Source organism: Achromobacter sp. 1012554356 (assembly GCF_059760815.1).
Map to the genome: position 1 here is coordinate 106,920 of NZ_JCBANC010000011.1, position 18,499 is coordinate 125,418.

20 protein-coding genes are annotated in these 18,499 nt (G+C 68.4%); 16 read left to right on the top strand and 4 right to left on the bottom strand.

What is annotated here, in order from left to right; genetic code table 11:
• Window positions 1–2 precede the first annotated feature (2 nt).
• The 6 genes from AC6LJW_RS07795 (at window position 3) to AC6LJW_RS07820 (ending at window position 7,219) form a co-directional block, all read left to right on the top strand.
• The gene (locus tag AC6LJW_RS07795) at window positions 3–1,052 is read left to right on the top strand and encodes an MraY family glycosyltransferase (RefSeq protein ID WP_498086905.1); all 1,050 of its coding nucleotides are present in this window, start codon (window positions 3–5) and stop codon (window positions 1,050–1,052) included.
• Window positions 1,053–1,329: 277 nt separating this feature from the next.
• Entirely contained in the window at window positions 1,330–1,905 is a 576-nt protein-coding gene (locus tag AC6LJW_RS07800; protein ID WP_056571180.1) for a PglD-related sugar-binding protein, read from the top strand.
• An 86-nt stretch (window positions 1,906–1,991) separates the two neighbouring features.
• Window positions 1,992–3,851, top strand: coding sequence for a polysaccharide biosynthesis protein (locus tag AC6LJW_RS07805; protein ID WP_498086910.1), 1,860 nt, complete (start codon window positions 1,992–1,994; stop codon window positions 3,849–3,851).
• On the top strand, window positions 3,848–4,720 hold the full coding sequence (locus AC6LJW_RS07810; protein ID WP_200949486.1) for an SDR family oxidoreductase: 873 nt from the start codon (window positions 3,848–3,850) through the stop codon (window positions 4,718–4,720). The genes AC6LJW_RS07805 and AC6LJW_RS07810 overlap by 4 nt, the downstream gene beginning before the upstream one ends.
• 170 nt (window positions 4,721–4,890) lie before the next feature.
• Window positions 4,891–5,928: a lipopolysaccharide heptosyltransferase I gene (gene waaC / locus AC6LJW_RS07815; RefSeq protein WP_498086906.1), complete on the top strand. Its 1,038-nt coding sequence runs from the start codon at window positions 4,891–4,893 to the stop codon at window positions 5,926–5,928.
• Window position 5,929: 1 nt separating this feature from the next.
• Complete coding sequence (locus tag AC6LJW_RS07820; protein ID WP_498086907.1) at window positions 5,930–7,219, top strand: 3-deoxy-D-manno-octulosonic acid transferase; 1,290 nt, start codon at window positions 5,930–5,932, stop codon at window positions 7,217–7,219.
• 99 nt (window positions 7,220–7,318) lie between these two features.
• Here the strand turns inward: AC6LJW_RS07820 and AC6LJW_RS07825 are convergent, their stop codons facing one another.
• From AC6LJW_RS07825 to AC6LJW_RS07835, 3 genes are read right to left on the bottom strand one after another with little or no spacing between them, the layout of a single operon-like run.
• Window positions 7,319–7,483, bottom strand: coding sequence for a hypothetical protein (locus AC6LJW_RS07825; RefSeq protein ID WP_200949488.1), 165 nt, complete (start codon window positions 7,481–7,483; stop codon window positions 7,319–7,321).
• Between the two features lie 12 nt (window positions 7,484–7,495).
• Entirely contained in the window at window positions 7,496–8,302 is an 807-nt protein-coding gene (locus tag AC6LJW_RS07830; protein ID WP_056571187.1) for a type III pantothenate kinase, read from the bottom strand.
• Entirely contained in the window at window positions 8,299–9,150 is an 852-nt protein-coding gene (locus AC6LJW_RS07835) for a biotin--[acetyl-CoA-carboxylase] ligase (protein ID WP_056571189.1), read from the bottom strand. The genes AC6LJW_RS07830 and AC6LJW_RS07835 overlap by 4 nt, the downstream gene beginning before the upstream one ends.
• Before the next feature lie 94 nt (window positions 9,151–9,244).
• On the opposite strand from AC6LJW_RS07835, the gene AC6LJW_RS07840 reads away from it, so the two are divergent.
• The 10 genes from AC6LJW_RS07840 to AC6LJW_RS07885 all read left to right on the top strand — a co-directional run bounded on the left by AC6LJW_RS07840 (window position 9,245) and on the right by AC6LJW_RS07885 (window position 17,703).
• The gene (locus AC6LJW_RS07840) at window positions 9,245–10,375 is read left to right on the top strand and encodes an MlaE family ABC transporter permease (protein WP_427985539.1); all 1,131 of its coding nucleotides are present in this window, start codon (window positions 9,245–9,247) and stop codon (window positions 10,373–10,375) included.
• On the top strand, window positions 10,375–11,214 hold the full coding sequence (locus tag AC6LJW_RS07845; RefSeq protein WP_056571191.1) for an ABC transporter ATP-binding protein: 840 nt from the start codon (window positions 10,375–10,377) through the stop codon (window positions 11,212–11,214). Before AC6LJW_RS07840 ends, AC6LJW_RS07845 begins: the two co-directional genes overlap by 1 nt.
• Window positions 11,201–12,148, top strand: a complete 948-nt coding sequence (locus tag AC6LJW_RS07850) for an MlaD family protein (RefSeq protein ID WP_056571194.1) — start codon at window positions 11,201–11,203, stop codon at window positions 12,146–12,148. Before AC6LJW_RS07845 ends, AC6LJW_RS07850 begins: the two co-directional genes overlap by 14 nt.
• Window positions 12,149–12,153: 5 nt before the next feature.
• Window positions 12,154–12,759, top strand: a complete 606-nt coding sequence (locus AC6LJW_RS07855; protein ID WP_498086908.1) for an ABC-type transport auxiliary lipoprotein family protein — start codon at window positions 12,154–12,156, stop codon at window positions 12,757–12,759.
• Window positions 12,760–12,862: 103 nt separating this feature from the next.
• A complete protein-coding gene (locus AC6LJW_RS07860; RefSeq protein ID WP_056571197.1) occupies window positions 12,863–13,516 on the top strand; it encodes an alpha/beta hydrolase in 654 nt (217 codons plus the stop codon).
• Window positions 13,517–13,669: 153 nt separating this feature from the next.
• Window positions 13,670–14,932, top strand: coding sequence for a D-alanyl-D-alanine carboxypeptidase family protein (locus AC6LJW_RS07865; protein ID WP_105241189.1), 1,263 nt, complete (start codon window positions 13,670–13,672; stop codon window positions 14,930–14,932).
• A gap of 133 nt (window positions 14,933–15,065) precedes the next feature.
• Window positions 15,066–15,932 carry a D-amino acid aminotransferase gene (locus AC6LJW_RS07870; protein ID WP_056571200.1) on the top strand — a complete coding sequence of 289 codons (867 nt, stop codon included), beginning with the start codon at window positions 15,066–15,068 and terminating at the stop codon, window positions 15,930–15,932.
• 122 nt (window positions 15,933–16,054) lie between these two features.
• Window positions 16,055–16,327: a YbeD family protein gene (locus AC6LJW_RS07875; protein ID WP_056571203.1), complete on the top strand. Its 273-nt coding sequence runs from the start codon at window positions 16,055–16,057 to the stop codon at window positions 16,325–16,327.
• A gap of 12 nt (window positions 16,328–16,339) precedes the next feature.
• A complete protein-coding gene (gene lipB, locus AC6LJW_RS07880) occupies window positions 16,340–16,978 on the top strand; it encodes a lipoyl(octanoyl) transferase LipB (RefSeq protein WP_427985529.1) in 639 nt (212 codons plus the stop codon).
• A complete protein-coding gene (locus tag AC6LJW_RS07885) occupies window positions 16,975–17,703 on the top strand; it encodes a tetratricopeptide repeat protein (RefSeq protein ID WP_105241754.1) in 729 nt (242 codons plus the stop codon). Before lipB ends, AC6LJW_RS07885 begins: the two co-directional genes overlap by 4 nt.
• 6 nt (window positions 17,704–17,709) lie before the next feature.
• Here AC6LJW_RS07885 and AC6LJW_RS07890 read toward each other — a convergent pair.
• The coding region (locus AC6LJW_RS07890; protein WP_498086909.1) for a LacI family DNA-binding transcriptional regulator at window positions 17,710–18,499 on the bottom strand (790 nt) is incomplete at its 5' end.

The window sequence follows — 18,499 nt, forward strand, 5'->3', positions numbered from 1 at the left end:
TCATGCCTACAGTGATTATCTGGTGCATCCTTGCGGCGGCCCTGGGGTTGGCGTGGTTGCTTACCGGCGCGCTGCGCCGGTATGCGCTGGCCAGCCGCAGCTTGCTTGACGTCCCGAACAGCCGTAGCTCGCATGTGGTGACGACCCCGCGCGGCGGCGGCGTGGCCTTCGTGGTGAGCTTTCTGCTCGGACTGCCGGTGCTCGTCTTGCTGGGGCTGCTGCCCGCGGTCACCGCCATTGCGCTGGGCGGGGCGGGCACGGCAGTTGCGATCATCGGTTTTCTGGACGACCGCGGCCACGTCGCGGTCCGGTGGCGCCTGCTGGTGCATTTTGGCAGCGCCGCCTGGCTGATGGCGTGGTTTGGCGGCCTGCCCGCGGGCGTGTTGGGCCAGACGTCCGCATTTTGGGCCGCGGCCGCAAGCGTGCTGGGCGTTTTCGCGCTGGTTTGGCTGCTCAATCTGTACAACTTCATGGATGGCATCGACGGCCTGGCCGCTTCCGAGGCGATCTGTGCGGCCGTTGGCGGCAGCGCGATCTACATCCTGACCGGCCACGACGGCGCGGCGGTGGCGCCCCTGCTGCTGGCCGCCGCAGTGGCCGGATTCCTGTTGTGGAATTTCCCGCCGGCGCGCATATTCATGGGCGATGCCGGCAGCAGCTTCCTGGGCATCGTCCTGGGGGGGCTGGCGCTGCAAGCCGCGTGGCAGCAACCCGCATTGCTGTGGGCCTGGATCATTCTGCTGGGCGTCTTTGTGGTGGACGCAACGTGGACGCTGCTGCGTCGGCTTGGACGCGGCGAGCGCGTGTATCTTGCGCATCGCATGCACGCCTACCAGCATGCGACGCGCCGGTTGGGCGCGCACAAACCGGTGTTGCTGACCGTGATTGCGTTGAACCTGTTCTGGCTGTTTCCCCTGGCGCTTTGCGTGTCGCGGGGCTGGATGTCTCCCGGGGTCGGCGTGCCGCTGGCTTATGCGCCGTTGCTGGCGCTTGCCATCGGCTGCAAGGCCGGAGAGCCCGAGAACAAGGGTCAGCACCCGCAGCCGTCGTAACACCGCGGCGCACACTCGGACAACTGCTCTCTGTTTTCAGGCGCCGGCGTGCTAACGTCGGCGCAGTCGGCAGCCGCCGGGCGGTGGCCGTATTGCTACACTTCCGTTTCGTGTCTTGATCGAGACCACGAAGATCAGGCGCCGAGTGACCAAGCGCCGAGTGACCAGACGCTTAGTGACCAGACGCTGAATGACCAAGCCTTAAGCAGGACGAGCGGCATGGATGGCCGGCAGGCGCCGCTCGGTTGGGGTCGACAATAAGGGACAAAAAGAGACGATGGCGAGATCGCTAGTGATTATCGGGGCGGGCATGCACGGGCGCGCGGTGGCCGAGGCCGCCGAGCTCAGCGGAAACTGGCAGGAGATCCTGTTCGTTGACGACCGCTGGCCGGCCATCCAGGAGGCCGCGGGCCGCAAGGTCGTGTCCAATCTGGCCGGTTTGAGCGGCCTGGCGGCCAACGCTACGCAAGCGATTGCGGCGGTGGGCAACAATGCGTTGCGCGCTACCTGGGTCGCGGCCATCCAGGATGCGGGGCTGCCCCTGGCCACCGTGATCCACCCTGCGGCGTCGGTCAGTCCCAGCGCCACCATCGAAGCGGGTACGGCCATCCTGGCGATGGCAATGGTCGGCGCCAGTGCCTATATTGGAATGGCGTCGATCCTGAATGCGCACAGCACCGCGGATCACGACACCCATCTGGACAGCTACGCGCACCTGGGTACCGGCGTGCAGTTGGCCGGGGGGGTGAAGATCGGCGCGGGCGCCTGGCTGCAGGCCGGGTGCTGCGCGGGGTATGGCGTGGTCGTTCCCCCCGAAACGGTGTATCCGCCGGGAACCGCGCTGAGCAGTTGATTCGCTTGACCGAATTTCTTGTCAATCCTTTAACTGGACGCAGCAGGACGTAGACCGTGCCGTTACCCATCGCATTTCGCTCACTCATGGTGTTTCTGTTCGACCTGTTTGCGGCGCTCGTCGCATGGGTGGGTGGCTTTCTGCTGCGCTTCAATTTCGAATGGCCGGTCGGCTATGGCAACCAGATGCTGCTCGGCTTGCCGTTGCTGCTGGTCGTGCACGCCATCGCGTGCCGCTGGGCCGGTCTCTATCGCGGCATCTGGTTGTTCGCCAGCCTGCCCGATCTGAAGCGCGTGCTGAAGGCCGTGGCGGTGTCGGCGATCGCGCTGCTGATCGTGGCCAATCTGGTCCCGCCCTCGTATTCGATTCCCCGTTCGCTGTTCCTGCTGTACCCGCTGCTATTGCTGCTGTTCATGGGCGGTGGCCGGGCCACGTGGCGGATGTGGAAGGAACACCGCCTGTACGGCGGCCTGATCGCCCAGGGCAAGCCGGTCGTGCTGGTGGGCGCCGGCAGCCGCGCGGCCTCGCTGGTGCGCGAGCTCGAGCGCAGCCCCGAATGGCAGGTCGTGGCGCTGGTCGATGACAATCGCAAGAAGTGGGGCCGTGAGCTGGGCGGCTACCCCGTCGTGGGCTCGCTGGACAGCCTGCCGGGGGTGCTGCAGGAGTTCAAGGCGCGCCACATCATCCTGGCGATGCCCAGCGCGCCGCCCGAGGTCCAGCGCCGCGTGACGCAGGTGGCTGTGCATTCGGGTGCGCAGGTCTTCGTGCTGCCCGAGGTCGACGACCTGATGAGCGGACGCGTCGCCATCAGCCAGATGCGTCCCGTCGAAATCGAGGATCTGCTGGGCCGTGACCCCGTGCAGATCGACACCGCCAACGTGAGCACCTTGCTCCGGGGCACCACCGTTCTGGTCACCGGCGCCGGCGGGTCGATCGGCAGCGAGCTGTGCCATCAGCTCGTGCGCTTTGCGCCGGCGCGCGTGGTGCTGGTCGAAACGAGCGAATACGCGCTCTACGTCATCGAGCAATGGTTCTCCCAGCATTGGCCGGCCGTGGACGTGGTGACGCTGGCGGGCGACGTGAAGGACGCGGACCGTATGGACGAGATCTTTGCGCGCTACCGGCCGCAGGTGATCTTCCACGCCGCGGCGTACAAGCATGTGCCGCTGATGGAAGTCGACAACGCCTGGCAGGCGGTGCGCAACAACGTGGGCGGCACGCTGGTCGTGGCCCAGTGCGCGCAACGGCACAAGGCCGAACGGTTTGTCCTGATTTCCACCGACAAGGCCGTCAACCCGACCAACGTGATGGGCGCGACCAAGCGCCTGGCCGAAATGGTCTGCGAAGCGTTTCAGGCCGAAAAGGCGGGCACGCGATTCGGCATCGTCCGCTTCGGCAACGTGCTGGGCAGCACCGGCAGCGTCATCCCGAAATTCCATCAGCAGATCCAGCATGGCGGGCCGGTGACGGTGACGCACCCCGACATCACACGCTATTTCATGTCCATTCCCGAGGCCGCGCAGCTGGTGCTGCAGGCGGCCGCCATGGGGCACGGCGGCGAGATCCACGTGCTGGACATGGGGTATCCGGTCAAGATCGTGGACCTGGCGCGCAACATGATCCGGCTGTCGGGATACGACGAAGCGCAGATCAGGATCGAGTTCACCGGGCTGCGGCCGGGCGAAAAGCTCTATGAAGAATTGCTGGCCGACTGCGAGCAGACGCAGCCGACGCCGCACACCAAATTGCGCATCGCGCGCTCCCGGCCGGTGCCGCCGGATTTCCTGCGCGAATTGAGCGCGTGGCTGGATAGCGGAAAGACGTTCGCCGATGAGGTCGTCCGCGCGGGCCTGTTGCGATGGGTGCCGGAGTACACGCCGAAGGTCCATGCCAACGGGCATGAGGATGCTGCGGCCGCGGCCGCGCGCACGGCGGAGTCGCCATGACGGCCGGCATCGACGCGCCCCGTGTCGGCGTGCTGGGCGCGACCAGCCTGGTGGGCGCCGCGCTGCTGAGCGAGCTCAAGGCCCAGGCATTCGCGCCCATCGCGTATTCGCGCCGGCGCGGCCCCTCCACGGACGACGGGGTTCAGTGGCGCGCGCTGCCCGATGCCGGGGGCAAGCCGGAATCGGTGTTTGGCGGCGAACACATTCCCGTCTGGGTGTCTCTGGCGCCCATCTGGATCCTGCCGCAGTATTTCGAGGCGCTGCGCGCCAGCGGCGCCAAGCGCATCGTCGCGCTGTCGTCGACCAGCCGGTTCACAAAGACGTCTTCCTCGGTGGAATCCGAGCAGGCTCTCGCCCGCAAGCTGATCGACGCCGAGACCGCCCTGATCGAATGGGCCGAAGCGTCCGGCATCGAATACGTCATCCTGCGCCCGACCCTGATCTACGGCGGCGAGAAGGACGGCAATATTTCCGAAATCGCCCGGTTCATCCGCCGGTTTGGCGTCTTTCCCGTGTTTGGCGCGGCGCGGGGCTTGCGGCAGCCCGTCAAGGCTGCGGATATCGCCGCGGCCAGCGTTGCGGCCGTCAGTGCGCCCGCGGCGGCCAACCAGGCGTACAACCTGTCGGGCGGCGAAACCCTTCACTACCGCGAGATGGTCGCGCGAGTGTTCGCGTCGATGGGCAAGCGGCCCCGCATCCTGACGGTGCCGCTGGGCGTCTTCAAGCTTGCGCTGGCGGTTGTGCGGCGTGTGCCGCGCTACCGGCATTGGTCCGTCGGCATGGCCGAACGCATGAACGAGGACCTGGTGTTTCCGCATGACGCCGCCCAACGGGATCTGGGCTATCGGCCGTCGGCATTCGAACCGTAGGCATCCGCCGCGCGCCGCGCAAAATTTCACCCCTTGGGACGCCCCAGGCTCATGGAGGGGACGGTTTGTTGTAAATTGCCGGAATTCTTGGGATTTTCCATCGCCTTCCAACGGGTCAATGCAACCGTGATTGACCCTTGCGCACGGCCTGAACCTCTGCTTTCTTCTTGATGCCCACTCGCATTCTCATTGTCCGCACGTCCTCGCTGGGCGACCTCGTCCACATGCTGCCTGCGATCACGGATATCGCCCGGCACGTGCCGGACGCGCAGATCGACTGGGTCGTCGAGGAAGCGTTTGCCGAGATCCCGACGTGGCATCCCGCCGTCAACGAAATCATCAAGGTCGCGCACCGGCGCTGGCGCAAGTCGTGGTGGTCCGCCCAGGTACGGGCCGAGCGCCGCGCGCTGCGTGAACGGCTGCGCGCCGTGCGCTACGACGTGGTCCTGGACATGCAGGCCCTCCTGAAATCGGCGTGGCTGGTGCGCCAGACGCAGGGCGTCAAGCACGGCCTGGATTGGCGCTCTGCCCGCGAGCCGCTGGCCTCGCTGTTCTACAACGTGCGTCATCGCGTCGAGTTCTGGCAGCCGGCGGTGATCCGCCAGCGCAAGCTGGCCGGCCTGACGTTCGGCTATCAGCATGCCGGCCTGCCGGATTTTGGACTGCAGGCCTTCGCGCGCCAGGCGACCCAGGCGCCCGAGCCGGTCGTGGAAGTGGGCAGCGGCGGCCTGAACGCCGCCGAGCTGCCCCGGCTGCACCACCTGGACACCGATCGCGGCTATGCGGTGATCATGCCGTCGGCCAGCCGTGACGACAAACTGTGGCCCGAGGAAGACTGGCGCGTGGTGTTCCGCCGCCTGCGCGAGGCCGGCTGCACGCTGAAGCTGCTTGCCGGCAACGAGCAGGAAGCCGAGCGCGCCCAACTGCTGGTGGCCGGCATGGAGGGCGCCGAGGTCATGCCCCGCATGGATCTGTCCGCCGTGGCCAAGCTGCTGGCTGGCGCGCGCCTGATGGTGGGACTGGATAGCGGCCTCACGCATCTTTCCGCCGCGCTCGGCCGTCCCACGATCGGCATCTACCGGGCGTCCACGCCCGTGCGAACCCCTCTCGTCGGCTCCAACTACACCGCCAGCCTGGGCGACCGCGGCGCCTCGCCGTCGCGCGAGGCCGTGATGGCCTCGATCGAGCAGGCGCTCGCCGCGCAGTGACATGAACCGCGGCGTCTACACGCTTGGGCTTCGGGCTCTCGCGCCGCTGATCTGGCTATGGATGGCCCGCCGCGCCAAACGCGCCGGCGGCCGCTGGGAGATCTTTTCGCCCGAGCGTTTCGGGCGTTTTGATCCGACCTCCGTGTTGCCGGACAACCCGGTCTGGGTGCATGCCGTCAGCCTGGGCGAGACCCGGGCCGCATTGCCATTACTGAATGCGCTGCTGGCGCGCGGCCTGCCGGTGTTGCTCACGCACACGACGGCAACCGGCCGCGCGGAAGGCGAGCGCCTGTTCAAGGACGCGATCGCGCAGGGACAGCTGCGGCAGGTCTGGCTGCCCTACGATTTTCCCGGCGCGACGCGCCGCTTCCTGGCGGCGCATCGGCCGCGCTGCGGCCTCCTGATGGAACGCGAGATCTGGCCCAATCTGCTGGCCGCCGCGCGGCAGGCGCGGGTGCCGATGGCGCTGGTCAGCGCACGCTATTCCGCGTCGTCGCTGCGGCAGGCGCGCCGGATGGGCGGCGTGATGCGCGAGGCGCTGGCCGGGTTGGACAAGGTGCTGGCGCAGACGGCGGAGGATGCCGGACGGCTGGCCGAGGCGGGTGCGCCGGCGGCCGTCGTGACCGGCAATCTCAAGTTCGACCTCGTGCTGCCGCCCGCGCAGGTTGAGGCGGGACGCGCGTGGCGCGCGCAGCTCGGCCGGCAGGTCGTCGCGGTCGCCAGCACGCGCGAGGGCGAGGATGCGCCGTTCATCGACGCGATCAAGCGGCACGCGGCCGTGCCCGGCGCGCCGCTCTTTCTGCTGATTCCGCGTCATCCCCAGCGCTTTGACGAAGCCGCGCGGCTGCTGTCGGACGCGAAAGTGGGTTTTGCGCGCCGTTCCGAAGGCACGCTGCCGCCGCCGGACGCTGCCGTGCTGGTCGGGGATACGCTGGGCGAGATGGCCTTCTATTACGCGGCCTCGGACGTCGCGATCGTGGCCGGCAGCTTTGCGCCGCTGGGCGGCCAGAACCTCATCGAAGCCTGCGCGGCGGGCGTGCCGGTCATCGTCGGGCCGCACACGTTCAATTTCAAGCAGGCGGCGGAAGACGCTGTTGAGGCGGGGGCCGCGTTGCGTGCGGCCGATCCGGCGCAGGCGGTGGACGCGGCGATCGGGTTGCTCTCCGACATGGCCCGCCGGCAAGCGGCGGGCCAGGCCGCTCGCATGTGGTTCGACCAGCATGCGGGTGCGACGGGGCGCACGATGGCCGCGTTGGGGCCGTGGCTGGATGGACCGGCCACCGGCCGTTAGAAGACGAACCGGCCTTCGGCCTTGGGCGGGGAAACCGGGCTGTGGCCGCGAAAGGGCGAATTGGCCCCAGCCAACCAGCAACCCATCAGCCTTCCGCCATCAAGGCGATTTTCGCGGCGCCAGCGTGACCGCGCCCGCATTCAATTCCTGGCTGAATCGCCGCGCATCGCGGCCTTGGTCTTCGGGCCGGGCGCCGAGCCAGCCTTGTCCCAGCGCATAGACGCCCAGGTTCGCCAGCAGGATCAGGATGAAGAGCACGCGCATGCCGGGCCTTCGTCAGGGATTGGTGTTCATGGTGGCGCGCGCCACGGCGGCCAGTCCGTCCAGGACGGGATGGTCCAGGTAGACGGGAACCGGCGTCGCGCCGAACGCGCCGCCCGCGTCGGCCAGCAAGCGTTCGATTTCCTGGTGCACCTCGGGCCAGCCGCCGCCGGCCGCGTAGATCTGCGGCGTCTGTCCATAGCGCTGGCGGCCCGCCAGCCATTGGCGCACGACGGCGCCGGCCTGCGCGGCGGCGATGCCCGAGGCGATGGCCTCGTGCGTGTCCGTGGGGTAGGGCACGACCTGGCCGTTGGCGATGGGCAGGTTGGCGGTGCCGTGGGCAAGCGAGGTGCGCATCATGGCCGGGCCCGGCAGGATCAGGCCGCCCGCAAAGACATTGTCCGGTCCGACGGTGTCGATGGTGGTGGCGGTGCCGAAGCTGGCCAGCACGAAGGGCGGGTGCGTGCCCGGCAGGCGCGACAGCACGCCGAGCAGTGAGGCCCAGCGGTCGGCGCCGAGCTGCGTGGGGGTGCGATAGCTGTTGACCAGGCCCAGCGTCGTGGCTTGAGACGGCGACCAGGTGACGGCGCAGCCGTGCTTTTGCAGGATGGCCGCGATGGCGTCGCCACGCGTCGCGCCAGCGACATTCACGCCCAGCGCGCGCCGTGGCGGCCGGGGCAGGGCGGCAAGCCAGTCATCCAGCGCGTTCAGGTCCAGGCCGTCGAAAGCGACGGCCGCGGGCTCGCGCGGCATGTCCGGATTGCTGGCGTCCAGCCAACCCACTTTGAGGCGGCTGTTGCCGGAGTCGATGAGAATAATCATGCTTGGCGTCGAATCGAAATTTCACCGACCGAGATCGGTGTGGCGCCCTCGGGCGTTTGCACCAGCAGGCGGCCTTGCTCGTCCACGCCACAGGCGGTGCCGCTTAGAAGAATAGCGCCCTTGTCCAGCACGTTCACCTTGCGGCCCGCCAGCGCGTCCACCTGGTCGAATCGCTGTCGGAAGGCGCCGAAGCCGTCACGCTCGAGCGTGCGCACTGCCTCGTGCCACGCCGCGGCGCTGGCGCAGATCAGGTCCGCGGCCACCGCTGCGTGCGCGGCGCCGGCCTGCACCTGCGACCAGTCCGCGATCTCGCGGTCCAGGGCGAGCGACAGTGCGGCCGCATCGGCAAGATTGACGCCCATGCCGATCACCACGGTGTAGCCGGTGTCGCGGCCGCCCGGATTGCGGGTGGTCTCGACGAGGATGCCGGCCAGCTTGGCGTCGTGCCATTGAATATCGTTGGGCCATTTCATGCAGAGCCCCCGCGACGCCGGCCCGGCAACGGTGCGCAGCGCTTCGCAGGCGGCCACGCCGGCAAGCGGAGATAGCGCCGCCAGCTGCATGGCGGGCAGATGCACGTCGAAGGCGCACGAGAACATCAGCGTGGAACCCTGGCGGTTCTGCCACGGACGGCCCGCGCGGCCGCGGCCGGCGTCCTGCCGATGTGTGCCCAGCAGCCAGGGCTTGCCCGCGCCGGCGCCCGAACGCGCACGCGCGAGCAGGTCGGCATTGGTCGATCCGGTGGTGCCTGTCCAGGTGACGTCCTGGAAGGCGGGCAGGCGTTCCGCCAGCGTCCGGGCAAGCATTTCCGGGGCGGGCAGGTCGATGGGGCAAACGGGGGCGGGCATGGCCGCGATTGTAGGGCACGCGGGCCGCGCTCGCGGCTGCGGGGCGCCAGCGTTTATGATTGGCGATACATTTTTGCATCCGTACCCCGACGACATGCCGCATTCCGCATTGCTTGCGACCGCCGCCGCGCCTTTCCGCCACGAAGGCGGGGTTTGCCACGTCGGCGGCGACTGGAGCGTCCTGGCGCTGGCCGAGTCGGGCGAGGTCGAACGCAGACGTGAGGCGCTCGCGCGGGCGGCCAAGGAGGGGGCGCGCTGGGACATGCACGCGATCCACCGGCTGGATACCATCGGCGCGCTGATCATCTGGCAGGCCTGGGGCGAAAAACTGCCCGAGCGCGTGCGCTGGGGCGCGGGTCAGCAGGACGTCTTCAACGCGCTGGCGATGAACAAGGGCGAGCCCCCCGCGCCCGCCGCCAAGCCCGAAACCTGGACGTGGGTGCGCGCCACGGGCGGCGCGGTCCTGCGGGCCGCCGAAAACGGCAAGGCCCTGCTCATCATGCTGGGCCAGCTCGTGCTGGATGTGGGCGCCATGCTGCGCCGGCCCTGGCTGGGCCCGTGGCGCGAGATCTCCGCGCAGGTGTACCGGACCGGCGCACAGGCGCTGGGCATCACGGCGCTGGTGGGCTTTCTGATCGGCGTGGTGCTGTCCTATCTGTCGGCGCAGCAGTTGCAGATGTTCGGCGCCGACCGCTTCATCGTGCGCCTTCTGGGCGTGTCCATCGTGCGCGAGCTGGGGCCGGTGCTGGCGGCCATTCTGGTGGCCGGCCGGTCGGGGTCTGCGATCACGGCGCAGATCGGCGTCATGCGGGTCACGCAGGAACTGGACGCCATGCTGGTCATGGGCATTTCCCACGGCCAGCGCCTGATCCTGCCGCGCGTGGTGGCGCTGGCGATCACGATGCCGCTGCTGGTGCTGTGGACCAGCGCGATGGCGCTGCTGGGCGGCATGCTGGCGGCGCAGGCGCAGCTGGGCGTGTCCGCGCAATGGTTCCTGCAATCGCTGCCTGATGCGATCACACTGACCAATTACTGGATCGGCATGTTGAAGGGCGTGACCTTCGGCATCCTGATTGCGCTCATCGCCTGCCATTTTGGCCTGCGCATTCAGCCCAACACCGAAAGCCTGGGCCGCGGCACGACTACGTCCGTGGTCACGTCGATCACGGGCGTGATTCTGCTGGATGCGGTGTACGCGGTCATCTTCAGCTCGGTGGGCATCTGATGAACAACGCCACCCAGAATCGGCTGTTTACCGAAGAGGGCGTGACCGTCGAGCCGGTCATTACCGTGCGCGGCCTGCGAACCGCATTCGGCGACCACGTCGTGCACGAGAACCTGGATCTGACGGTGTTTCCGGGCGAGATCCTGGTGCTGGTCGGCGGCTCGGGCACGGGCAAGACGGTGCTGCTGCGGCAGATCATCGGGCTGGACGTGCCCGCAGCGGGCACGGTGAAGGTGCTGGGGCACACGCTGTCGGAACTGACGCCGGGCGAGCGCCGGCGCCTGTCATACCGCTGGGGCATGCTGTTCCAGGCCGGGGCGCTGTTCTCGGCGCTGTCGGTGTTCGACAACGTGGCGCTGCCCCTGCGCGAACTGCGCACGGTGCCGGAAGACCTGGTGCGCGACGTCGTCATGTGCCGCCTGGCCATGGTGGGCCTGTCGTCGCGCGATGCGGACAAGCGGCCCTCGGACCTGTCCGGCGGCATGGTCAAGCGCGTGGCGCTGGCGCGCGCGTTGTCGCTGGACCCGGAATTGCTGTTCCTCGACGAGCCGACGGCCGGGCTCGATCCGCTGCGGTCCGACGAGTTCGTGGACCTGGTGCGCAGCCTGCACCGGCAGCTTGGCTTTACCGTCGTCATGGTGACGCACGACCTGGACACGCTGCTGGCGCTGGCCACGCGCGTGGCCGTGCTGGCGGAGAAGCGGGTGATCATTTGCGACACGGTGCCTGAAGTCCTGAAGTTCGATCACCCGTTCATTCATACATTCTTCCTGGGCGAGCGCGGTCTGCGCGCGCTGGGAGACCTGGCACCGAAGGGAATGCACCATGGAAAACCGTAGTCATGCGCTCATGGCCGGTATCTTCACGCTGGTCCTGCTGGCTGCCGCGACGCTGACGGCCATCTGGATCGGCCGCGACCGGACGCAATTGCAGCCATACGAAATCATCTCGGCCACGGCCGTCACGGGCCTGAATCCGCAGTCGGCCGTGCGCTACCAGGGCGTGCCCGTGGGCCGCGTGCAGTCGCTTGCGCTCAATCCCAACAAACCCGGACAGGTGCGCATCCGCATCGGCGTGGCGCCCAACACGCCGATCACCGAATCGACGTGGGCTGAGCTGGGTGTGCAGGGCGTGACCGGCATGGCCAACGTGGACCTGCGCGACGACGGCTCGTCGCTCAAGCGCCTGACCTCCACCGCCGAGCATCCGGCGGCCATCCCGCTGCGCCCGGGCTTTCTGGACCGCATCGAGAAGCGCGGCGACAAGCTGATCTCGAATGTCGAAGTGGCGACCGAGCAATTAAAGCGCGTGCTGAGCGAACAGAACGTGCAGGCGCTCACCGCCAGCCTGCAGAACGCCACCGACATTTCGCAATCGCTGAAGGAAGCCAGCCGCGACCTCGCGCCCACCCTGGCCAAGCTGGGTCCGTTGATGGACTCGCTGAACAGCACGTCGCGCCAGGCCGACCGCGCCGCGCGCGAGATCGGCGACCTGGCCCAGCAGGCCCGCCAGTCGCTGGCGCGCTTGAATGCGCCCGATGGCCCGCTGGCGGTCGCGACGCGCAGCCTGAACGACATCGCCCTGGCCGCCGCGCGGCTGGACGGCGAGACCCTGCCGGCCTTCACCACCATGGCGAACGACGTCAGCACGGCCGCGCGCGGCGCCGCCATCACCCTGCGCCGTGTGGACAGCACGCCGCAATCGTTCCTGTTCGGTCCCCCGCCCATCGCGCCGGGACCCGGCGAACCCGGCTTTGCCGGATTCCGGAGATAGACCTCATGAAGATGCGCAGCGCCATTCTGATCCTGACCCTGACCCTGGCCGGTTGCGGCATCGGCCGCGTGGACGCGCCGCCCACGCTGTTCGACCTGGGGCTGGACGCCCGGCCCGTGCCCGCCTTGCCCGCACGCGATCCGATCGCGCTGACATTCCAGTCGGCGCCGGGACTGACCGACACGGGCATGATCTGGCGCGTGGGCGACAGCGCCGCGCCGCGGTCCTATGCCACCTACCGCTGGGCCGCATCGCCCGCCGACCTGGTCCGGCAGCGCATCACCGATCGCCTGTCGCGACAGGGGGCCGTGCTGGGCGATCGCGTCACGTTGCAGACGCCGCAACTGCAGGTGTCGCTGGCGCAGTTCGAGCAGGTCTTTTCCGAGGACGGCCAGTCGAGCCAGGGACGCGTCCTGCTGCAGGCGGTGCTGCTGGACGGGCGCAACGTCGTGGACCAGAAGCGCATCCTGGTGGCCGCGCCCGCGCCCACGCAGGATGCCGAAGGCGGCGTCGCGGCGCTGCGCCAGGCCACCGACGACGCCAGCGACCAGCTTGCGCAATGGCTTGCCGTCACCCTGCGGCCGCCCGCCGCCGCCGCGCGCGGAAAGTGAGCGGCGGCTCGCGTCATCGCGCGCCGGTTGCGGTCATCCGGCATTTCGCCAGGCGGGCCGGGCGGTTAACATCGTTTCTTTTTTCCGCACGCTGAGTTCCGCCATGTCCGCACGCACTGAAACCCACGCTTTCGCCGGTCCCGCCGGCCGAATCGATTGCGCCATCGACTGGCCCGCCGACACGCCGCGCGGCTGGGCGCTGGTGCTGCATCCGCACCCGCTGCAGGGCGGCGCGCGCGAAAACAAGGTGGTCACGACCCTGTCGCGAGCCTGCGTGCAGCACGGCCTGGTGGCGGTGCGCCCCAACTTCCGCGGCGTCGGCCAGTCCGAAGGCGCCTTCGACAAATCCGTCGGCGAAACGCAGGACATGCTGGCCGTGGTTGCGCAAATGCGCGAACTGCATCCCGAACTGGCGCAGGCGCCGTGGGTGCTGGCGGGCTTTTCGTTCGGCACCGCGGTTGCCGCGCAGACCTACGCCGCGCTGGCGGAGGCGAACGAGGCCGTGCTGCCGTCGGCGCTGATGCTGATGGGACCGGCCGTCAACCGCTTCCAGTCTCATGAAGTGCAGGTGCCCGACGACACGCTGATGGTGCATGGCGAAGAAGACGAAGTGGTGCCGCTGTCCGAAGCCATGGACTGGGCGCGGCCGCGCTCGATTCCGGTGGTGGTGGTGCCGGGCGCCTCGCATTTCTTCCACGGCAAGCTGCTGGTGCTGCGCCAGCTGGTGCAGGCCCGTTTGAAGGTTGCGCTGGACTGAAACCGGCCTCGCAGCAGTCTGCAGGTTGCATCAGGTTGCATGTTTTAGGCGCGCGGGGAACCCCGCGCGGCCGGGATGGGTCTGATCGACTGCCTATAATTGTCAGCCACTTGCCCCGCGCCGGCGGGCGTCATTCCTGGACCCACGTTGCCGATGAAGAAATTGCCTCACTCCGCTCAATCCCCCGTTGTCTTTACCCGCCGCCTCGTTTCAGGCGCGGTGTTGTCAGCGATGCTGGCGGCCTCCATGCCAGCTTGGGCGCAGCAGGCGCCAGCCGCACCCGCCGCCGCGCCGGCCGCTGCGGCTCAGGCTCCGTCGCCCACGGGCGCGGTGCCGGTCGGAGACGTCTCGGCCGTCCCGGCGCCCACCATCGCGGCCAAGGCCTGGATCGTCGTTGACGTGAACAGCGGCCAGACGCTGGCCGCCTCCAATCCCGACATGAAGGTCGAGCCGGCCTCGCTCACGAAGATCATGACGGCCTACGTCGTGTTCAACGCGCTGGAAGAAAAGCGCCTGACGCTGGAGCAGACCGTGCCGGTGTCCGAGCACGCCTGGCGCACGGGCGGCTCGCGCATGTTCATCGAGCCGCGCAAGCCGGTCACGGTGGACGAACTGAATCAGGGCATGATCGTGCAATCGGGCAACGACGCCTCGGTGGCGCTGGCTGAAGCCGTGGGCGGCAGCGAATCCGCCTTCGCCGCGCTGATGAACCAGGAAGCCGATCGCCTGGGCATGAAGAACACGCACTTCATGAACGCGACGGGCCTGCCCGATCCGCAGCACATGACGTCCACGCGCGATCTGGCCACGCTCTCGGCGCACCTGATCACCGATCACCCGGACTTCTTCCACTACTACAAGCAGAAGAGCTACACCTACAACAAGATCACGCAGCCCAACCGCAACCGCCTGTTGTGGGCCGACCCGTCGGTGGACGGCATGAAGACCGGCCACACGGATTCGGCGGGCTACTGCCTGGTGTCGACGGCCGTGCGCGGCGACCGCCGCATTCTGGTGGTCGTGGTGGGCACCGACAGCGAAGCGACGCGCGCCGAAGAAAGCCTGAAGCTCCTGAACTGGAGCTTCCAGAACTTCGACACGGTCAAGCTGTTCGACAAGAGCCAGCCCGGCATCGACGCCCGCGTCTGGGAAGGCACCGCCGAAAACGTCAAGCTGGGTCCGCCCAACCCGGTGTCGATCGCCGTGCCGCGCGGCAAGGCAGGCGAACTCAAGCCGGTCGCCCAGCGCACCGATCCGCTCATCGCGCCGCTGGCCAAGGGCCAACAGGTGGGCACGCTGCAGTTCACGCTGGACGGCAAGGTGCTGCGCACCGAACCGCTGGTGGTGCAGGACGCCGTCGAACGCGCCGGCTTCTTTGGCCGCATGGTCGACACCGTCAAGCGCTGGTTCCAGTAAATCGGCGCCCCGCGGCCCAGGCCGCGGGTGTAAGCTAGCAGCGGGCGTTTCGTGCGCGAAACGCCCGTTTTGCATTCTTCGGGGGCGGGCCGCACGGCTCGTCCCTGTTCCATTTCAAATTCAGGAGTGCCTCATGATTCCGGGCGTGCCGGGCGAAAGCCAGGTGTATCTCAACGGTGAATTCCTGCGCGTGGACGAGGCCAAGGTCTCCGTCCTGGACCGCGGCTTCATTTTCGGCGACGGCATCTACGAAGTCGTCCCCGTGTACCAAGGCAATGCGTTTCGCATGGCCGAACACCTCGACCGCCTTGATCGCAGCCTGGCTGCCTTGCGCATCGCGCCGCCGTTCGACCGCAGCGGGTGGATCGACCTGATCCAGCAGTTGCTGGACCGCTCCAACCTGGACACCTGCATCGTCTACCTGCAGGTGACGCGCGGCGTCGCCAAGCGCGACCATCCGTTCCCCATGCCGGCCGTCACGCCGACGGTGTTCGGCATGATCGCGCCCTGGTCGCCGCCGCCGGCCGCGCAACGCGAGCAGGGCCTGTCCGCCATCAGCATTCCCGACGAGCGCTGGCTGCACTGCGAGATCAAGTCCGTGTCCTTGCTGGGCAACGTGCTGGCCAAGCAGCAGGCGGTGGACGCCCATGTCGACGAGGTCCTGCAGTTCCGCGACGGCTACCTGACCGAAGGCGCGTCCACCAACATCTGGGTAGTCTCCGGCGGCAAGCTGCTGGCCCCGCCCAAGAACAACCTGATCCTCGAAGGCATCCGCTACGGCCTGATGGGCGAGCTGGCCGCCGAGGCCGGCATCCCGTTCGAGTCGCGCCGCATCTCGCAAGCAGAGGTGGAGCAGGCCGACGAGCTGATGCTGTCGTCCGCCACCAAGGAAGTGCTGGCCATCGTGTCGCTGGACGGCAAGCCCGTGGGTTCGGGCAAGCCCGGCCCTGTTTTTGAGCAATTGCGTGCGGGTTATGATGCCCGCATCGCCGCGCTGTAGTCCTGGCGCGGGGCGGCCCTCTCGCGTTCGACGCGCGGCGGCCCCGGCGCCCGCCGGCACTTGCCGGCGCGCCGCTTGCCCCCATATAAGAACATTCAGGGGCAACTCTTTTTAGGCACATCATGCACATTCCGCCCGAAGATTCTTTGATCGAATATCCCAGCGACTTTCCCATCAAGGTCATGGGCAAGCAGCATCCCGAGTTTGCGCAGACGCTGACCGAGGTCGTGCTGCAGTTCGATCCCGGGTTCGACGCCGCGACGGTGGAAATGCGCCCCAGCAAGGGCGGCAACTACCTCGGCCTGACCTTTACGGTGCGCGCGACCTCGCGCGAGCAACTGGACGCGCTGTACCAGGCGCTGCATGGCCACCCCATGGTGTCCATCGTCCTGTAAGGCAAGACCGCTGTGATCAAGTGGCTCGCGCGGCCGGCGGACTACCTGCCGGTCTGGCAGGACATGCAGGCGTACACCAGCCAGCGCGACGCCGGCACGCCCGATGAAATCTGGTTGTGCGAACACCTGCCGGTCTACACGCTGGGCCAGGCGGGCCTGCCGGAACACGTGCTCAACCCCGGCAACATTCCCATCGTCCATTGCGACCGCGGCGGCCAAGTGACTTATCACGGCCCCGGCCAGGTCATGGCGTACGCGCTGTTCGACCTGCGCCGCGCCGACATGTACGTGAAGGAATACGTGGCGCTGCTGGAATCCGCCGTCATCGACACGCTTGTCCAATTGGGCGTGGGCGGGGCCTGTCGCAAGCCTGGCGCGCCGGGCGTCTACGTGCCGCATCCCGAAGGCGGCGAGCTGGCCAAGATCGCCGCGCTGGGCATCAAGATCCGCAACGGCCGCGCGTATCACGGCGTGTCGCTGAACGTCGAGATGGATCTGGCGCCGTTCCTGGGCATCAATCCCTGTGGCTACGAAGGCTTGCGCACCGTCGACATGGCGGCCTGTGGCGTGCGCTGCACGCCCACCGAAACGGGCGATGCGCTGGCGCAGAATCTTGCGCACGCATGGCATCGCCGAAGGAACGCGAATTGAAGACCTACACCGCGGCCGACGTCGCCGCCACCACGCCCGAGCAGCTTGCCCGCCTGCGCGAGTCCGGACCGCCCGAGGAATACGCCGCGTGGATCCGCGCCGCCGCCGAATTGGGGCTGACCGAGGCGCAGACCATCTACGGACAGATGCTGCTGGACGGCGTGGGGGTCGAGCGCCAGCCCGCCGAGGGGCTGGCGTGGTTCAAGCGCGCGGCGCACGCCGATCACCCCATGGCCATCAACATGGTGGGACGCTGCTATGAAAACGGCTGGGGCGTGCCGGCCGACGATACGGTCGCGGCGTACTGGTTCCGCCGGGCCGCCGACACGGGTCTGGATTGGGGCCTGTACAACTACGCCCACCTGCTGCGCACGGGCCGGGGCGGCGTGACGCAGAATCAGGCTGCGGCGCTGGCGATGTACCAGCAGGCCGCGCAGGCCGGCCACGTGAAGTCGATTGGCGTGGTGGGCCGCTACCACGAGGCCGGCGACGTCATCCCGCAAGACCTGGAACGCGCGTTCGATTGCTACCGGCGCTGCGCCGAAGGCGGCGACTTCCGCGGCATGTTCCACCTGGGCCGGATGCTGCTGCTGCAAGGCAAAAAGGAAGACGCCGTGCAATGGCTGGTGCGCGTGCCCGAAACCGCCACGCCGGCGTTTCTGAAAGAAGCCAACGGCATGCTGGAGGGCTGCGGCTTTCCGGCGCTGTACGAAACCGCGGACTGATGCGGATCAGGTGCTGAGGCGAGGCTCCAGCACCACGTCCATCATGTCGCGCTGGCCGGCGCCCCGCTCGCCCTCCAGCCGATCCAGCAGCAGCTGACCGGCGCGCCGCCCCAGTTCGGCGGCATCCACGCCCACCGTGGTCAGACCCTGCACCCACTGCACGGCGCTGCCGTCGTCCGAAAATCCCAGCACCGCCAGATCCTGCGGTACCTGCAGGTCGCGATTGTGCGCTTCCGACACGGCGGCGGCGGCCAGCAGATCGTTCGTGCAGAACACCGCATCGAAGATCGTATTGGTGGCCAGCAAGCGCAGAAAGGCCATGCGGCCGTCGTTCAGGTGCTGGACCTCTGGCTGCACGATGTCGGCGACCAGTTCCAGTCCCAGTGCCGCCGCGCTGCCGATGAAGCCCTCGCGGCGGCCGCGCTCCCAGGGCGTGTCGGCGCTGATGCAGGCGACTCGCGGATGGCGCTTTTCGGCCAGGTGCCGCGCCGCCATGCGGCCGGCCTCGGCATTGTCGATGGCGACCGCGCTGTCCAGCGTCTGCGGCGACTCGCTCCAGGTTTCGACCACCGGGATTTCCAGCGCGGCCAGCGCGGCGCGCAGCGCGGCGTCTTCCAGCGGACCGATCGCCAGGGCCGCCGCCGGGCGCAAGGCTTCCAGTAGCGGCAGGGTGGCGGCGGCCTGCCAGGGCGCCGCCGCGAGGTAATAGCCGGCGGGGCCAAGCCGCTCGGTGCACGCCTGCAGGGCGCGGGCGGCGGGGCCGGCATCGAGACGGGCGGCGATCAGGGCGATGGGG

Coding starts and splice junctions, on each gene's coding strand:
- waaC (WP_498086906.1), top strand. CDS start 4,891: ATGCCCACTCGCATTCTCATTGTCCGCACGTCCTCGCTGGGCGACCTC.
- AC6LJW_RS07850 (WP_056571194.1), top strand. CDS start 11,201: ATGGAAAACCGTAGTCATGCGCTCATGGCCGGTATCTTCACGCTGGTC.
- AC6LJW_RS07875 (WP_056571203.1), top strand. CDS start 16,055: ATGCACATTCCGCCCGAAGATTCTTTGATCGAATATCCCAGCGACTTT.
- AC6LJW_RS07860 (WP_056571197.1), top strand. CDS start 12,863: ATGTCCGCACGCACTGAAACCCACGCTTTCGCCGGTCCCGCCGGCCGA.
- AC6LJW_RS07845 (WP_056571191.1), top strand. CDS start 10,375: ATGAACAACGCCACCCAGAATCGGCTGTTTACCGAAGAGGGCGTGACC.
- AC6LJW_RS07830 (WP_056571187.1), bottom strand. CDS start 8,302: ATGATTATTCTCATCGACTCCGGCAACAGCCGCCTCAAAGTGGGTTGG.
- AC6LJW_RS07820 (WP_498086907.1), top strand. CDS start 5,930: ATGAACCGCGGCGTCTACACGCTTGGGCTTCGGGCTCTCGCGCCGCTG.
- AC6LJW_RS07840 (WP_427985539.1), top strand. CDS start 9,245: ATGCCGCATTCCGCATTGCTTGCGACCGCCGCCGCGCCTTTCCGCCAC.
- AC6LJW_RS07795 (WP_498086905.1), top strand. CDS start 3: ATGCCTACAGTGATTATCTGGTGCATCCTTGCGGCGGCCCTGGGGTTG.
- AC6LJW_RS07825 (WP_200949488.1), bottom strand. CDS start 7,483: ATGCGCGTGCTCTTCATCCTGATCCTGCTGGCGAACCTGGGCGTCTAT.
- AC6LJW_RS07870 (WP_056571200.1), top strand. CDS start 15,066: ATGATTCCGGGCGTGCCGGGCGAAAGCCAGGTGTATCTCAACGGTGAA.
- AC6LJW_RS07805 (WP_498086910.1), top strand. CDS start 1,992: ATGGTGTTTCTGTTCGACCTGTTTGCGGCGCTCGTCGCATGGGTGGGT.
- AC6LJW_RS07835 (WP_056571189.1), bottom strand. CDS start 9,150: ATGCCCGCCCCCGTTTGCCCCATCGACCTGCCCGCCCCGGAAATGCTT.
- AC6LJW_RS07865 (WP_105241189.1), top strand. CDS start 13,670: ATGAAGAAATTGCCTCACTCCGCTCAATCCCCCGTTGTCTTTACCCGC.
- AC6LJW_RS07800 (WP_056571180.1), top strand. CDS start 1,330: ATGGCGAGATCGCTAGTGATTATCGGGGCGGGCATGCACGGGCGCGCG.
- AC6LJW_RS07810 (WP_200949486.1), top strand. CDS start 3,848: ATGACGGCCGGCATCGACGCGCCCCGTGTCGGCGTGCTGGGCGCGACC.
- AC6LJW_RS07855 (WP_498086908.1), top strand. CDS start 12,154: ATGAAGATGCGCAGCGCCATTCTGATCCTGACCCTGACCCTGGCCGGT.